Genomic DNA, 17039 nt, shown 5'->3' on the forward strand with positions numbered 1-17039 from the left:
TAGCCTCTTATACAGAAAAACGTTAGCATAAAGAAGAATGCTATTTATATAAGGTAATTAAAGCTCCACCTCAATATCCCCTTTTATACGAGTGCAACACGATAAAACATACCCTAAATCAATTTCTTCTTGGCTAATGCCACCGTTATGATCCATTTCGTACTGACCATGAACCACTTTCACACGGCAAGAGCCACATATCCCAACGCCACAGGCTTTTGGGATATTAACACCTACTCCAGCGGCCGCTTCATTGAGTATTCCGTTGAGTTCAACAGGTTTCATTATGTCCATTTCAGGTATGCGTAATGTCACCAGATTTTTCGGCACTTTATCTTCTAGCGCAGCTTCTTCAGCGTGTTTTTCTGCTAATTCAACATTTTTTTCAGGTGTCTCTCCAAAGGACTCTTCGTGATAACGAGACATATCAAAGCCAAGCTCTTGCAGCATGGAACGTACTGCTTTCATGTAGAGCTCTGGGCCACAACAAAAGACTTCCCTTTCTGCCAAATCAGGAGCCATCAGTTGCAACATATGAGTGTTTAAATAGCCTCGATACCCTCCCCAAGATTGGCCTATATTTGTTTGCTCACATATCAGGTGCATCTTGAAATTGTCGATGCGAGTTGACATATACTCTAACTCTTTCGCATAAATAATATCTTTGGGGGAACGGGCGCTATGGGCAAAAACCATATCCACTTCAGAGTCTGTATTAAACCACCACCGGGCCATAGACATGACAGGAGTAATTCCCACCCCCCCTGATAATAGGAGTACTTTTTCAGCGGGAAAATCCATGCAGTTAAAGTTACCGACTGGACCATGAACAGCTATTTGATCGCCTGATTTCAAATTATCGTGCAACCAATTTGAGACGACCCCACCAGCCACACGTTTCACTGTAATTGAAAAACTATATGGAATGGAAGGCGAACTGGATATTGTGTAGGAACGCATAATACGTTCTTCAGCAATATCAAGCTCTAAAGTCACAAACTGGCCCGGCTTGAAATAAAACAGCACAGGTTCATTCATACTAAACGTAAAAGTCATTACGTCATGAGTTTCGGGAATAACTTTGACACATCTAACAAGATGGCGACCATTACTCCATGTTTGGGTTCTCATGGTATTCATAAAGTCAGACGTTTTAAAATTGCTCATGGTGCTCTCCGTAAGGCTGAGGGTAAACAAGAGTGCTATGCAATTACAGTTCTTTTCCGGCTTGCCATTGTTTCCAGCGCATCATCATATTTGCACCTAACGACAAAAACGGCTCAGGAGGTAATTTACTGGGTGCTTGATGGTCTAAAAAATCGGTAAGAAAATCTGAACTACCCAGTACCGCCTGCTCGGCGGCAGCAATACCAGATAAGGTTCCTTTCACTGTCCCTAAACCATTTTGACAACAGGCTGACCAAACTCTCGATTCAAGCTCTCCAAATGCAGGCATAGCATTCAGTGACAGACATAATCGCCCGCCCCAGCGATATTCCATATCGACATTTTGTAGCATTGGGAAACGATTCTTGAAAGACCTATCCTGCATAAATTCAGCACGCTTCATATCGTTTATAGGCGCTTCTAGGGATTGGTTCATTGTGGCCAAATTTCGGACAATAATGCGATCTCCACTTCCTGAATAGTCTGAAATTTTGCGTACAGTCGTCCCCATCGGATCCGCTGGAAGAAGACTCCAATCAGGCTCTCCTCCTAAGAGTTGAAGCTCGGTAGATGAAAGCTTTCGAGTCATTGAGGCATAGGTGAATACATGCATTAAACGCTTAGGAAAAAAGCCAAAGGATTGAATGTGGCCATTAACTGCTAAGATAACATTGCGAGCTTTGACTTTACCTTTTGGCGTACTTAATACGTGCGATGAGCCTGTTTTTAGCTCTAGCACTGGAGAGTTTTCAAAAATCTGCACACGACTACGCAAACCATTAGCGAAAGCTCGAATGTACGCTGCTGGATGCACCATAGCACCACCTTCCGTCTTAAGGCCGGCCATATAAAAGGATGAGCCTGTTATTCCTCGCATAGAATCAGCGTCTTTAAGCTCAAAAGACTCTCCCATTTCAGCAAGGTGCTGGCTGTAACTCTTGATATGTTTCACACCTTGCGCTGTAGAGGCTGCTGTAATTTTTCCTGGTCGGCTAAAAACAGCTTTAGGCATGTTATATTCGATCGCCGCTGATTCAGCAAAATCAATTGCATGTCGATTTAACTTAATTTGCTTTAAATCATTATCACTGTTGCCCGCATAGGCCTCAGAATTCAAATCATGAGGTAAATCAATCATAAAACCACTGTTGCGACCAGCAGGCCCTTCGGCAATACGTTTGGCTTCTAGGACAGTGATAGTCTCGTCTTTGGGCAATAATTGACTTAATCTACGAGCCGCTGCTAATCCAGCCCAGCCTCCGCCTACAATTACCCAATCTGTCTCAATGTCATTAACAATAGAGTCATAGCCGGTTTCAGGTTCAATAATGCTATTCCAGGCTGAAGGCCCAGGGTCTTTAGGAAGTCGCGAAATTCTTTTCTGTGTCATATTGAAGGCCGAATAAATAGATACGGGAAGGTAGCCCTCCTCTTCATTAAGAAACTTGAAGAGGAGTTCCGCACAATCAACGCTTGAGGTTTAGTCGATTGCGCCGTCTACGACATGGTCGCTTAGATCAATCCAGACTGTTTTTAATTCCGTGTATTGGTCATGGGCATGAATGGAGTTATCACGCCCACCAAAGCCAGATTGTTTATAACCACCAAACGGTGTAGTGACATCTCCTTCGCCAAAGCAATTCACAGTCACAGTACCGGCTTTAATCTCTTTAGCAGCACGAATCGCTTTCTTAGCATTGGCTGTAAAAACGGAAGCCGCTAAGCCATATTCGGTGTCATTGGCCACTTGTAACGCTTCTTCATAGCTATTGACTGTGATCACAGATAGAACAGGGCCAAAGATTTCTTCACGTGCTAACTCATCAGAGTTGGCTACACCATCAAAAATGGTAGGCTGTATATAGGTTCCATCCATTGTGTCACCGCCTATCAAGACATCGTATCCAGCTTGTTTGCCTTTCTCTAGAAAGCTTGTCACTTTGCTAAAATGCCCGCTATCAATCATGGCACCTAATGCATTTTGAGGATCAAGAGGGTTACCTACTCGCCACTCACGAGAATGAGCTTTGACTCGTTCAAGTAATTTGTCTTTGATACCTGCTTGAACAATTAGGCGAGAAGCGGCAGAACAGTTCTCTCCCATATTCCAAAAAGCAGCGGCGCATACTTGTTGAGCCACGTAATCAATATTTTCCGCATCATCCAATACAATGCATGGGTTTTTCCCGCCTAACTCAAGCACAATTTTTTTCATATTTGAGTCAGCTGAGTAACGTAGGAAACGACGACCTGTCACCGTAGACCCAGTAAAAGTAATCATATCCACATCCATATGCAGACCTAATGACTCACCCGTTTCAGCGCCTCCAGTGACGATGTTTAACACCCCACGTGGAAGACCAGCTTCAGAGGCAAGTTCTGCAATACGAAGAGCGGTTAAAGAGGTTTGCTCCGCTGGTTTGATCACCATAGAACAGCCAGCAGAAAGTGCCGGTGCAATTTTCCAAACCAACATCAATAGAGGGAAGTTCCACGGCAAAACAGCACCAACCACACCGACAGGTTCGCGTACAATCATAGACATGGCATCATTGCCAACTGGCGCGGTTTGGTCGTAGATTTTATCGGCTAATTCAGCATGCCAATTCATAATGTGTATGAACTCTTCAATGTCTAAGTTCTCACAATCCGCAATGGGTTTGCCTGAATCCAAACTTTCCATAACCGCTAATTCATGGCGATTGCGTAACACCAATTTAGATAACTTGAGCAGCACTTTTTTACGTTCATTTGGGTGCAGTTGGCTCCAGCGCCCATCGTCAAATGACTCGCGTGCTTTCTCCACGGCAAAATCCACATCTTCTTTTGCACACGCTGAAATGTCGGCTAAATGGTCACCTGTAGCTGGGTTTACTGTTGCGAAGGTTTTACCTAAAGCGGCAGGTCGGAATTTACCGTCGATAAACGACATTGTTGGCAGAGTCAATGAACCAGCAATCGCTTGGTATTCTTGTAACGTTAATAGATTTGACATGTTTGCTCTCCAGCTTACTTTTTCGCTTTGGTGGATGTTTTGGAAGACGTCTCATCAAGAATACTGGCGATTGTCGTTTTCAAAGTGCGTACAACCTGTTCCATTTGACGTTTATCATCTTTATTCAAACCGCGTAACGGCTTACGCACAGTGCCTGCAAAACGGCCATCTAGCGTAACGCCATATTTAACGGACTGGATAAACTTGCCACCTTGCTCAAGAACACGCATTAGTGGAAGCATAGAAGACATAATGCGTCGTCCTTTTTCAAAGTCGTTTTCAAGCACACAAGCTTCGTATAATGCGATGTGTTCTTTTGGTAAGAAATTAGATCCTGCACATACCCAACTGCGTGCGCCCCAAGCAAAAAACTCAAGCGCCTGATCATCCATACCACAAGATGTTTGGATATGAGGATAATCACGAAGCAACATATGCAAACGGTTAATATCACCGGAACTTTCTTTAATACCGCAGAAATTTTTTGATTGGCATACACGGTCTAGAAACTCTTCTTCCATGTTAACGCCCATGCGGTCTGGGTAGTTGTAAAGCATGACAGGTAAATTGGCAGCCCGATCAATTGACAAAGCATGTAATGACAATTCACGCTGGGTCGGTAGAGAATAAGGAGGCGTTGCTATTAACAATGCATCTGCACCATTTTTGGCGCCATCTTCCGCCAGTTTCAGTGACGCTTTCGGGTCTAAAGAACCTGTACCAAAGATTATTTGTGCTTTGTCGCCAACGACCTTTCTAGCTTCTGATAGGAGTTCAACACGCTCGTCATGGCTTTCAACATAATATTCGCCTGTTGTTCCCCCAATCATTAAACCATGAACACCCGACTCAATTAGGTGGTTGATATGCGTAAGATAAGCATCAAAATCAATAGAACTGTCATCACGAAATGGTGTGATGACAGGAGTGTATATACCTTCAAATTTCATTTTATTCTCTCATCTTTAAGTCGTTGTAATTCAATTTACGCAACGAGGTTACTGGGTAATGTCAGACTCTTGTTTAAGAAATGTTACCGACTAATCCAATATGCCCACAATCAATCTTTTATTGGCTTCATTCCTAACATGTCGTTATCAAAAATGACCAAAAAAACGATTTGAGGACATAAAAATGCAATAAAGACAAAAAAAATGCGGCCATATAGGCCGCATTAAATACTAAAAAGTTAGAGGATATTAACTAAGACGTTGCGCCATGGTTTTGCAGTACCAGTCAACAAATTGGCACACACCATTTTCAGCAACTTCGGAGAAGGGTCCTGGAACATAAGCCGGAGATTGAACCCCTCTATATGTCTCTTCTACTAGCTCTCTATCCTGATCATTTGTAGCGAGCCATACTTTTGTCAGAGTGTCGAGATCATAGTCCACCCCCTCTTGCGCCTCTTTAGGAACTAGCCACTTAGTCGTTACTAATGTTTCACCAGAGCTCAAAGGTAGAATACGGAAACTCAATGCATGATCACCTAAAAAATGGTTCCATGTGGAGGGATACAAGAAGTAGAGCAAAGCACCAATATCTTCTACACCAGATTTATCTAAACGCATATTTATAGCTGGCTTGCCAGAAATAGTGTAACTAACAGCCTTTGCAGATAGGGGGATACGTGTCATACGATATTGGCCATTCTCATCCATGACTAACCGACTAGGAAGTCCTGCTGCTTCACATTTATTCCAATGTTCTACTAGTTCAGGATCTTCTTCGCCACCCACTCCCGCCACAGATAAATTCTCAACAAATGAATTCAATAGTTCAGGGTGGCTACCATCACAGTGATAACACTCCCGGTTATTTTCAAAAACCAACTTCCAGTTGCCTTTCTCAATCAAGTTCGACTCAAAGGCTACTTTGCAATCATCAAGATAGTGTGGCGTAGTGAAAGTACTCACTGTTTCTCGGAATGGCTCAAAGTCTGGCGCATTATCTGCAACGCAAATATAAATATAGCTATTGACGACTTCACAATGGACGCTATTTAAACCATGATCAGATTTATCAAAACTTTCACCCATGTTACCTGCAAATAGTAGCTTACCATCTAAGCCAAATGTCCATTTGTGATAAGGGCAAACTAACTTAGCACTCTTACCTTTGGCATTTTTACAAATACGAGACCCACGATGTCTACAGGCATTATGAAATGCTTTTACTTGCCCCGAGTCATCACGTACAACCATTACTGGGTAGTTACCTACTTGTAGAGTAATGTATTCACCAGGTTTTACGATTTCAAAAGTATGACCGGCAAAAATCCATTCCTTGTGCCAAATATGCTCTAGCTCTTCCTGATAAACCGCTTCATCTGTGTATAGCTCACGACTAAGAGCGTGCTGTGGTTTACGCTCATTGATCAAGTCTAAGATAGATTTTTGGCTACTCATTGCATTACTCCGTAATATATTAAATCGGAAGTGATACCCAATACTCAGGCTAGAAAGCATTAGAAAAACTAAATTTCCATTAGCCGATGTAAATCTAGTATTACTTTAATAAGCTTAGGCGTGTGTCATTTCCCACGAAATTTCAAGTTTAGGCCTAGCTCCTCTGAGGGCAAAACGACCTTTTTTTGGGAACATTAAGAACTTCAGGTTATTTGAATTTTTTAAAAAATTTCCGAGGAGATGAAAAAAAAAGCATAAATCATTGATTTTATTAAGATATCACCAAATTCAGCAAAACACTACCAACACATAATCGAAGCGTTTCCTGTTGCATTGATACGATTTTCTATTTAAAAACGATTATTATCTAATGCTGCGAAATTTGGGGAAATTCAAGAAAACCACGTGCAGATTCTTCCGCATCATCATGTATACAAAACTAAAATCAGTTTTGTATATCAACTATGTACAACTGACCGAGTTAAGCTAACACTTGACTTCAAAACCAACGCAACTCTAGATTAAAAGTCGTTAATAACCAAAAGTCATCAATGACATATTATTTTTTGTAGTTGGACTGTACTCTTAAAACACGTTAACTTGAGGATAGTTTAACCTTTGAATGCAGCTACTGCCTGATAGTTTCACTTAATGATCTTTAGTAAGAAATATAAGTATTTTTCCTACTAACTAGAAGGAAGCTAGCTCTTTCTAACAAATAAAGAATATTAACTTTAGTAATTAAAAACAGATACAAGAATAAGGAAATAACAGAGATTATTTAAATTAAACTTAAAAAAAGAGGTTCATATGTCATTGAAATACCTAGTTCAATCAGATAATAAAACCGTATCAAATAAAATTTTGAGCAAATTTGCCATCGGCACTCTATGTGTTGGGCTCGCTTTTTCATCCTTTCATGCTAATGCGAGTGATGAGCTTCCTGGTGATGGCGTTACGGTCACACCAATCGGTTTTGGTAATCAAAACACACAATTCCAAGACGGCATCATCAAAAAAGGGCTAGAGAAATTAGGCTATAAAGTAAAAAGAACCTTGGAAGCCGATCCAACAATTGCACACGTATCCGTTGGTCAAGGTGATGCTGATTATATGCCTGTTCATTGGGATCCTTTGCATAATGACTATTACGAAAGAGCCGGTGGCGATGATGTAAACACTCGTTTCGGCGCCTTAGTAGGCAATGCAGCTCAAGGCCTACTTATTGATAAAAAAACCGCTGACGCCTATGGCATAACCAGTGTGACACAACTTAAAGACCCAGAGATTGCCGCTTTATTTGATATGGACGGCGATGGTAAAGCAGACCTTACTGGCTGCAACCCAGGATGGGGATGCGAAACTCTCATAGAACAACATTTAGACAATCTAGATTTGCGCGATACCGTTACTCATAGACAAGGCGTCTATGTTGCATTAATGGCAGATACTATTGCTCGTTTCCGCCAAGGCAAACCAGTACTTTATTTCACTTGGACACCAATGTGGGTCAATAGCCTGCTTGTCCCTGGAAAAGAATCAACTTGGTTAACCATTCCAGATGAAGATGGAAAAGAAATACCAGGAAAAACACTTGGTTTTACAGTTAACACAGTGCGTATCATGGCAAACAATGAATTTCTTGATGATAACCCTGCTGCAAAACGATTCTTTGAGCTAGCAACGATCGATATAAATGACGTTAATAAAGAGAACTCTTTAATTCAAGACGGCGAAAAAAGCGACAAGGCGATCAATAAGCATGTCGATGACTGGATTGCAGAAAATACTGAGATTTTCGAAGAGTGGTTATCTGAGGCGAGAGCTGCGGCAAAAAAGTAGCTAATTTGTAAGTTTAGATGCTGTTTAGGCCATTCATAAATACAAAAAGCGTCTCAATAGAGACGCTCTTTGTATATAATTTTGGACCTCATAAAGACTAGTGATAAAGCCCTATACTCTCCCTTCCTAACTATTTATAAATCAGCGACTTTAATTTTTCTATAAGTCTATCTCTCTGCATTTTTGTCACATCTAGGATGACATATTCTTTTACTCTCGAAGACTTTTGAGCTTAATCTATGACCTCTAAACTTGCTAAATATCTCCCTGCCAGCGAGTGGCTAAAAACCTATAATACAACATCGTTTAAGAACGATACCGTGGCCAGCCTAATTTTCACCATCATGGTCATCCCACAAAGTTTAGCCTACGCTATGCTAGTCGGCCTGCCTGCCATTACAGGTTTATACGCCAGTATTTTACCTTCTATTTTGTATTCTTTGTTTGGCACCAGCCGCTCATTAGCTGTTGGTCCAGTTGCACTTACCTCAGTCATGACCGCCTCAGCGATTTTGCCTTTTGCCACCGCAGGCAGCGAACATTACGTCACCATTGCCATACTGCTAACCTTTATGTCTGGAGTATTTTTACTGGTATTAAGCTTATTAAAGCTCGGCTTTTTAACTAACCTGCTTAGCCATCCTGTTATTTCTGGGTTTATCAGTGCGTCTGCTTTGCTCATTGTCATCGGTCAAATTAAATACTTATTAGGTATAGAATCGACAGGAAATACCTTGCTTCCCTTGGTACACAGTCTTTATGACCATGTTGCAGAGGTGAATATTCCAACGCTAATCTTAAGCGCCACCGCCATCACTGCATTGCTTATAATGCGTCGCTATTTTGCTCTCTTTCTAGAAAAATGCGGTTGCTCTGAACAATATGTGCAACTGTTCGGAAAATCAGGCCCCGTCCTAGTGGTGATATTAACCACATTCACGGTTGCTTGGTTGTCTTTAGATAAAGTAGGCGTGAGTATTATCGGCGCCGTGCCGAGTACGCCTTTCGGGCTGAACTTTCAGCAACTTAACTGGCAACTAATAAAAGAGCTGCTGCCAAGTGCTGTGCTTATTAGTATTGTCGGTTTTATTGGTTCCGTCTCCGTTGCTCAATCATTCGCTGCTAAACGACGACAAGACATAGACCCGAACCAAGAGTTAGTTGGTTTAGGTCTTGCCAATATTGGCTCCGCGGCTTGCGGAGCATTTCCAGTGACTGGAGGGTTTTCGCGTACCGTGTTAAACGTCGATTGTGGCTCTACTAGCCCAATGACAGGCATTATTTCCGCCCTCTTTATTTTGCTGACTCTGTTATTTTTAACACCCTTATTTTATTACCTACCTAAAGCGATTCTCGCTGCGATTATCTCTCTTTCAATGTTGCAATTAGTCAGTGTGGCCGACCTTAAAGATTTATGGCGATTCTCTAAGAAAGAAGCCAGCTTGCTGGTCATCACTTTTAGTGTGGTTATGGTAGAAGGCATGGAGACGGGATTGATTGTTGGTGTAGTGCTTTCGATCTTATTTTTCCTATGGCACACCAGCCATCCTCATATTGCGATTGTCGGCCGCTTACCGGGAACGGAGCACTATCGTAATGTGCAGCGTTTTGCTGTGGAAACTCACCCTACCATTTTGACAGTACGGATCGATGAGAATCTATTTTTTGCCAACGCACGTGTGTTCGAGGAAAGGTTGCAATACTTGGTTTCCCAAAATAGAGAAATAAAACATCTGGTCCTGATGTGTACTGCCATCAATATGATTGATGCCAGCGCCTTGCAAAGTTTAGAGAAAATAGTAGATAGATTAAAAGATTCAGGAGTAAAACTGCATTTATCAGAGGTGAAAGGCCCAATTATGGACAGGCTAAAAGACTCTACTTTGATCGAGCGTCTTAATGGGAAGATTTTCATTAGCCAGCATGAAGCCATCAAAGAGCTAGAAGATAAATAGTTTCTACATCAGAGTAGTAATAAGAATGCGAAGAGTAAAAAATCGACACTATATTTGCTGACTAGAGTAACCTTTATTTATTACGTGCAGTCTTAGTTACTGAAAAAATGGCACGCCCGAGAGGATTCGAACCCTTTTAACATGTACAGCAATGAACATCAACGAGCTGCAATGAGCATAGTAAAAGGGTTATGGGCTTTCTAAGTAATCATTACAACTCATAACTACTCATAACTACTCATAACTACTCATAACTACTCATAACTACTCATAACTACTCATAACTACTCATAACTACTCTATTCTGTAGACATGATGTAGCCAACCATTATAAGTTAATATAGTCATTTAACTAGCTGACTAATTTTCGAATGTTTCGAACAAGATACATTTGCATAAACTCTAGCTTCTATGACTAAAAAACTTCATCAAGAAAAGATTACTATTGAAGGTGACACACTGTCTTTCAATATAAAACCAACATAAAAAGGAATTACCTATGTACAAACTTATTGCGACTTCAACTTTGGCTGTTTTTTTAATCGCATGTAGTCCCAAGGAAGAAGTAAAAACCGTTCAATTTTATCTTGATAATGAAGACGCTTTAGAATTGAAGATGGCTTATTGTAAGAACAATCCAGGAAAAGCCATGACAGATGAGAATTGTATTAATTCACTTGAAGCAAGTTCAAAGTTGAAAGATAAAGTAATGTTTGGTGAAGGATTCAAAGTTGATTATTCATCACTAGATAAAGAAAAAGGGTAGTAGTAATGAACATTAACGAGTTGCAATGAGCATAATAAAAAGACTATAGGTTTTCTAATTACTCATTACAGCTCTATTCTAATAGATACTGTAATAGTCCCCTATCCCCAAGACCACTGCGTGGCAAGGAGATAGGGGGCTATTACATCAAAGTAGCATCGTTTTAATAAATACCATTAATTCTTTCTGTAAATTACTTTCACTTTCTGATTTAAAAAGTTGTCCTAGATAAGGAATATTCATCAATACTGGAACGCCTGTAATGAACTTTCTCGTCTCGTTAGATATAAGACCACCTAATGCAATCGTTTCACCATCATTGACTCGTGCGACCGTTGAAATAGACCGTTTGTTAGTAACGAGGTCACTTGCTTGAGCAATACTGGTAACACTTTATGACTCTGTGAAATATTCAAAACGATGTCATCAGAGTCCAGTACGTGAGGAAAGTCCACATAGAAGCACAACGCTTTGAAAAATATGTTCTCAATAAATCCTTTGAAGACAAAGATTGGAACCCATCAAAAGAAGACAGCCGAAAACTAAGTGAGTTAATTGATATATGGTTTGAGTCCCATGGGCGTTATCTAAAAGGTGCCAGCCAGCGAGTAAGAACGCTTAGGAATTTAGACCGTAGATTAGGCTCCCCTATTGCTAAAAAGGTTAACCCTACCAGCTATATGATTGAACGATCTAGTAGGATTGAATCAGGTGTCACACCTAAAACATGCAACAACGAATTAGGCTACCTCAATGCCGTTTTTAATGAATTGGAACGCACCCAGACAATTGATTACAGCAATCCGTTAAAGGGTGTACGCCCTATCAAAATCAGTGAAAAAGAATTGAGCTGGCTAACGTCAGAACAAATCGAAGAGCTGTTATCTACCCTAGATAAGATTGGTAATGAGCACGTTTCCCTTATAACAAGAGTGTGTCTATCAACTGGTGCAAGGTGGGGAGAAGCGGAAGGACTAACAGCGAAAAATATTAGGAATGGTCAGGTAGATTTCACTGATACAAAAAGTGGAAAAAATCGCTCTATTCCAATAAATGACACTCTATTCAAGCAACTTGAAGAACATATGCAAAATCATGGTCGATTCTTCGATTGTATAAAATCTTTCAGAAAATACCTGAAAACTACGAGTATAAAGCTGCCTCAAGGGCAATCATCTCACGTTCTTAGGCATAGCTTTGCAAGCCATTTCATAATGAACGGTGGAAACATACTGACATTGCAAAAAATTCTTGGACACTCAACCATTACAATGACGATGAGATATGCCCACTTAGCACCTGAACATTTAAAAGATGCAGAGAAATTTAATCCTTTAGCTTATTAGTTAAGCAAAGAAGATTTCAGCGTTTTAGCTCGCTCTTTCATTTTAGGATCAATAGAAGAGAGAGCATATAAACGGCCTAACAAGCTCTGAGCAGTGGATGAATCACTAGAAAAAGGAACACCTTTCAAAGATTTCACTAAACTAAATCCTTCATATAATTTTGCATGCTGAGCATTTGTAATCAACAAAGAATCTTTATTTATAGCAACCCCTGTCACAACCCTCACAGACTCTTTTGAATATATCTTTGATTTATTAGGATGTAAATTATGCGAATGCCGCACTGCAATCTTTCTTAAAGTAGATAAAAATAGTTTATTTATCTGCTGCCCTGAAAAAGTAATATCGTCAACATACACAGTCATTATAACGTCATGTTTCAATGACAAATTCATAAAATCATTAAACATTCCCATATTAGCCCAGTAAGCAAGAGGCATGCTAATTTGACTTCCCGTTGGTATATGACCCTTTACACAAGACAAGTTCGTTAGTATTTCAGCTATATCAGCAGAACACTTTAAATGGGATCGATAAAAATCAAATACTTTATCCCGTTTCGTACTTTCAAAATACGATTTTATATCAGCCGTTAATAATTTTTGATCATTAGCATGAACTGCTGCATTTGTAATATTTGAGCGGTGTTTAACCCCTGAATGAAGGTAATCAGGAACTTCAATTCTACACAAAAAACTGGCAATTTTATTATGGATAAACTTAAGCTTTCTTATCGGCTCTTGAACCATCCTAGACTTACCATTTTTAGTAGTACTAAATTCATGGTAATAAGTAGATGTATCTTTAGATATTATCAATAAATCATGAAGAACAACTCCGAAAAGCTCTGCAAGTTTCTTCTTACTTCTTAAAAAATAAAATGGACTTTGGTCAAGAGGGTATGATTTTTTCTTTGTATTTATCTTAAGCTTTGGATTTATTTTCTTTTTCAACAACCCACTCCATTATTTTAAGGGCTTTATCAGCGACTTGTTCCTTTAGTCTTACAGAAAAATTACTTTTTTGGCTTTTACGATTAGCAGATTCAGAGATGAAAATTAATGCGGATATAGGAATATCAAAACCATTAGAATATTTACTTAAGACATCATGTGTTAGTGGTTTTTCTCCACTCTCAAGCTTTCGAATGATCGATGAATCAATTTCAAGTAAATTAGATACTTCTAATATGCTATAGTCATGGTACTGACGAAGAAGTTTTATAGCTTTGTTTATCATTAAAATACCTAAAAATTAAACTAGGGACGGCCGCTAAGAAGCGTCCCCATCAAAAAACCACCATAGTAGAAATTTAATTGTTTTTAAAATAAAAAATTTAAAAACTTTCCACAAGACAGTTTTAATTCGGTTCTTTTTCTTAACGACTTTCTGGTTGGTGTTATCTAATAATTGTGACATGTTATGCCTCCTGCTTAATAACCTATGCGAAATTGCATAAGCTCGCCCAAATCAAGCAGTGGATGTAACCAGAATATGTCCCCGTCTCTGCACACGGGTCGCCCACGTGTGCCAGTTATTCCATGCTCATTCCTGTACTGACAAGGATACAGCAGCAGGTGTGCGTGGAAAAATTTTAGGAAGCTACCTTCCCGCGAAGCTTAGCTTCAGTTTTATGACGATTTCATCCGTAAATAACACTGCCATAAACACTAGATTAAAAAACTAAAGAAGTCAAAAAAACTTCTGTAGCCATTTTGTAGGCACAGAAAAAACAACAATCAATTGAGTTACGTTAAAAACGGCTTGGTATAAGGGCTTGATGAAAATATAAATGGCACGCCCGAGAGGATTCGAACCTCCGGCCTTCGCCTCCGGAGGGCGACGCTCTATCCAGCTGAGCTACGGGCGCATGTCTGTGGCGAAGGTAGTTTTGTCCTATCGAGGAATAACAAAGCCAGCAAGAAATGGAGTGCGTATTCTAAAGGAAATTGTTTAGGATTCCAGTATTAATAGCAATTTGGAGTGATAAAGTGATTTTTGTATGCTTTCCAATCCATCGTTAAACACTCCACGTATAAGTACATTGACTGCTATAATGACTTAAACTTTTTCTTTAGAGCTCCCTTGTGAATATATTTTTTTGTATCTGCCGCTTCTCTTTCTCAGCTTGCCTAATGATGACTTCTCTAGTGAGTTTGACGGCTCAAGCCGAGCGCCCAGCTGATCAAATATACAATACTTATTGTATTGCTTGTCATGCTAGCGGTGTGGCAAATGCGCCGAAGTTTGGCAGCCAAGCCGATTGGTTACCTCATATTGAAAAAGGCATGGATACATTATTGATGAATGCGACAAAAGGTATTAATGCAATGCCGCCAAAAGGGTTATGTTTTGATTGTAGTGATACTGAAATGCAAAACACCATTCAATACATGATAGATAACAGTCAAAGTTAACAAAAATCAAAACAGACTTTGATTAGTCGTTTAACATGGCTTTTAGAGCGGATAATGACGCTTGGCCACGCTCTTTTTTAACACTTTCAGTCTCATCACCTCGACCTTCCCAAACAAGGTCTTCTTCTGGTAACTCATCTAAAAAGCGGCTTGGTAAACAGTCTATTTCCTCACCGTATTGTCGACGTTTCGCAGCCAGCGTGATGCACAAGGTTTTCTTCGCACGGGTAATACCAACATAAGCAAGACGACGTTCTTCTTCGATATCGTCGTTTTCTATACTGTTACGATGCGGCAAAAGTTCTTCTTCACAACCAATTAAAAAAACATGCGGATATTCCAACCCTTTTGAGGCATGAAGCGTGAGCAGCTGAACCTTATCTTCGTCTTCCTCTTCTTCTTGGCGCTCTAACATATCGATCAAAAGAAGCTTACTGATGGCTTGATCCAATCCTGCAGTTTCGTCTTCTTCCCATGCAGATTCCATCATGCGTTGAATCGAGTCTAATAAGAATCGAACGTTTTCAATGCGACGTTCAGCAGCTTTGGTGGATGAACTCTGCTCTTGAATCCAGCCGTAATAATCCATGTCGTGGATCATCTGCTCAATAACAGGAACTGGCGAAGCGCCTTCTAAACGTCGTCGCAATGTAGACATCCAACTTTCAAAATCTTGTAAGCTTTTTAATGATCGCCCTGTTACGCTCTCTTCTATGTCTTTGTAACCACAAGCTTCAAACAAGCTGACGTTACGGTCTGTTGCCACATTACCGACTTTTTCCAGTGTCGCTGGGCCAATTTCACGGCGCGGCAAGTTCACTACTCGCAAGAAAGCATTGTCATCTGCTGGGTTTACAAGAAGGCGTAAATAGCCCATTAAATCTTTGATTTCAGCGCGAGAGAAAAAGGATGTACCACCGTTCATTTTATAAGGAATCCGATAGGCTTGAAGCTTAATCTCCAACAAGCGCGCCTGATGATTTCCTCGATATAACACAGCAAAATCACGGTATGGAATATCATGACGCAAATGGCGTGTTTGTATCTCAGCCGCCACGCGCTCCGCTTCAGAATCTTCATTACGAGTCACCATGACGCGAATAGGATCACCTACACCAAGGTCACTCCATAGGGCTTTGTCGTAGATGTGCGGGTTATTAGCGATCAAGGTATTAGCGGCTTTCAAGATGGTTTTTGTTGAGCGGTAGTTTTGCTCAAGCTTCACCAGTTTTAAGTTCGGGTAATCTGTGGATAAGCGCTCTAAGTTTTCAGGGCGAGCGCCACGCCAAGCGTAAATAGATTGGTCATCGTCTCCTACCAAAGTGAAACAACGTCGATAACCTGCCAACAAACGAATCAATTCATATTGACTGGCATTGGTATCCTGACACTCGTCCACCAGCAAATAGCGTACTTTTTTTTGCCAACGCTCTCGTAATTCGTCGTCTGACATTAACAAACTCACAGGCAACAGAATCAAATCGTCGAAGTCTACCGCGTTGTACGCTCGCAAATAACGCTGATATTGCGCATAGACTTGAGCCGCCAATAAAAACTCTTCTGTGTCAGCATTGGTCATGGCTTCTTGTGGCGTGGTAAGGTCATTTTTCCAATTGGAAATCGTATTTTGACAATAAGCCGCAGAGTCTGTTTGGCCATTAAATTCTTTGTCGAGGATCTCTTTTACTAAGCTAAGAGAGTCTTGCGAGTCGAATAAAGTGAAGCCCTCTTTTAAACCTGCGCGGCGGTATTCACGACGTAAAATACGCAACCCCAAATTATGGAAGGTGGAAATGCTCAAACCTCGGCTTTCGGGCTTAGACAGAATGCTCACGACACGCTCTTTCATCTCACGCGCGGCTTTATTAGTAAAGGTAACAGCAATAATACTGTTCGCTTTAAAACCACAAGTTTGAATCAGATAAGCAATTTTCGTGGTGATTACGCTGGTTTTCCCTGAACCTGCGCCAGCCAACACAAGCAGCGGCCCATCAATTTGTTTCACCGCGTCTAGCTGACGTTCGTTCAAACTTCGAAGACGTTGGGATATGGATGGAAGCGGCTCACTCATGACAAGACTCTGGCTAAAAAAAGGGAATTAAAAAAACGACCTCAAGTGTACCTGAGATCAACTTCAGCCGCA

Annotated in this window: 13 protein-coding genes and 1 tRNA gene; 5 read left to right on the forward strand and 9 right to left on the reverse strand. The window is 40.6% G+C overall.

From position 1 onward, the window contains the following. Positions 1-57: 57 nt before the first annotated feature. The 5 genes from ABFY09_RS02650 to ABFY09_RS02670 all read right to left on the reverse strand — a co-directional run bounded on the left by ABFY09_RS02650 (position 58) and on the right by ABFY09_RS02670 (position 6570). Positions 58-1167: a hybrid-cluster NAD(P)-dependent oxidoreductase gene (locus tag ABFY09_RS02650; protein WP_347982740.1), complete on the reverse strand. Its 1110-nt coding sequence runs from the start codon at positions 1165-1167 to the stop codon at positions 58-60. A 43-nt stretch (positions 1168-1210) separates the two neighbouring features. After that, a complete protein-coding gene (locus tag ABFY09_RS02655; protein WP_347982741.1) occupies positions 1211-2557 on the reverse strand; it encodes an FAD-binding oxidoreductase in 1347 nt (448 codons plus the stop codon). Positions 2558-2647: 90 nt separating this feature from the next. Next, complete coding sequence (locus ABFY09_RS02660; RefSeq protein ID WP_347982742.1) at positions 2648-4162, reverse strand: aldehyde dehydrogenase; 1515 nt, start codon at positions 4160-4162, stop codon at positions 2648-2650. A gap of 14 nt (positions 4163-4176) precedes the next feature. Then, positions 4177-5112, reverse strand: coding sequence for a dihydrodipicolinate synthase family protein (locus ABFY09_RS02665; protein ID WP_347982743.1), 936 nt, complete (start codon positions 5110-5112; stop codon positions 4177-4179). Between the two features lie 249 nt (positions 5113-5361). Next, positions 5362-6570, reverse strand: a complete 1209-nt coding sequence (locus ABFY09_RS02670) for an aromatic ring-hydroxylating dioxygenase subunit alpha (protein ID WP_347982744.1) — start codon at positions 6568-6570, stop codon at positions 5362-5364. 810 nt (positions 6571-7380) lie between these two features. Between ABFY09_RS02670 and proX the strand changes: the two genes are divergently transcribed. From proX to ABFY09_RS02690, 4 genes are all read left to right on the forward strand, one after another. Continuing rightward, the gene (gene proX / locus ABFY09_RS02675) at positions 7381-8412 is read left to right on the forward strand and encodes a glycine betaine/L-proline ABC transporter substrate-binding protein ProX (RefSeq protein ID WP_347982745.1); all 1032 of its coding nucleotides are present in this window, start codon (positions 7381-7383) and stop codon (positions 8410-8412) included. A gap of 239 nt (positions 8413-8651) precedes the next feature. Continuing rightward, a complete protein-coding gene (gene sulP, locus ABFY09_RS02680; RefSeq protein ID WP_347982746.1) occupies positions 8652-10367 on the forward strand; it encodes a sulfate permease in 1716 nt (571 codons plus the stop codon). A 499-nt stretch (positions 10368-10866) separates the two neighbouring features. Next, positions 10867-11133 carry an EexN family lipoprotein gene (locus ABFY09_RS02685; RefSeq protein ID WP_347982747.1) on the forward strand — a complete coding sequence of 89 codons (267 nt, stop codon included), beginning with the start codon at positions 10867-10869 and terminating at the stop codon, positions 11131-11133. Positions 11134-11573: 440 nt separating this feature from the next. Beyond that, entirely contained in the window at positions 11574-12479 is a 906-nt protein-coding gene (locus ABFY09_RS02690) for a tyrosine-type recombinase/integrase (RefSeq protein WP_347982748.1), read from the forward strand. On the opposite strand, the gene ABFY09_RS02695 is transcribed toward ABFY09_RS02690, so the two are convergent. The 3 genes from ABFY09_RS02695 to ABFY09_RS02705 form a co-directional block, all read right to left on the reverse strand. Then, on the reverse strand, positions 12476-13432 hold the full coding sequence (locus ABFY09_RS02695) for a reverse transcriptase family protein (RefSeq protein ID WP_347982749.1): 957 nt from the start codon (positions 13430-13432) through the stop codon (positions 12476-12478). The two genes, ABFY09_RS02690 and ABFY09_RS02695, sit on opposite strands and share 4 nt — an antisense overlap. Further along, positions 13404-13718 (reverse strand): helix-turn-helix transcriptional regulator, encoded by a 315-nt coding sequence (locus ABFY09_RS02700; RefSeq protein ID WP_347982750.1) that lies wholly within the window; start codon positions 13716-13718, stop codon positions 13404-13406. Before ABFY09_RS02700 ends, ABFY09_RS02695 begins: the two co-directional genes overlap by 29 nt. 554 nt (positions 13719-14272) lie before the next feature. Further along, positions 14273-14349: transfer RNA gene (locus tag ABFY09_RS02705), tRNA-Arg, on the reverse strand. A 265-nt stretch (positions 14350-14614) separates the two neighbouring features. On the opposite strand from ABFY09_RS02705, the gene ABFY09_RS02710 reads away from it, so the two are divergent. After that, positions 14615-14896, forward strand: a complete 282-nt coding sequence (locus ABFY09_RS02710; RefSeq protein ID WP_347982751.1) for a c-type cytochrome — start codon at positions 14615-14617, stop codon at positions 14894-14896. A gap of 22 nt (positions 14897-14918) precedes the next feature. On the opposite strand, the gene rep is transcribed toward ABFY09_RS02710, so the two are convergent. Beyond that, positions 14919-16967, reverse strand: coding sequence for a DNA helicase Rep (rep, locus tag ABFY09_RS02715; RefSeq protein WP_347982752.1), 2049 nt, complete (start codon positions 16965-16967; stop codon positions 14919-14921). Between the last annotated feature and the right edge of the window lie 72 nt (positions 16968-17039).

Source organism: Marinomonas sp. 5E14-1 (assembly GCF_039939215.1).
Classification (GTDB): Bacteria; Pseudomonadota; Gammaproteobacteria; order Pseudomonadales; family Marinomonadaceae; genus Marinomonas.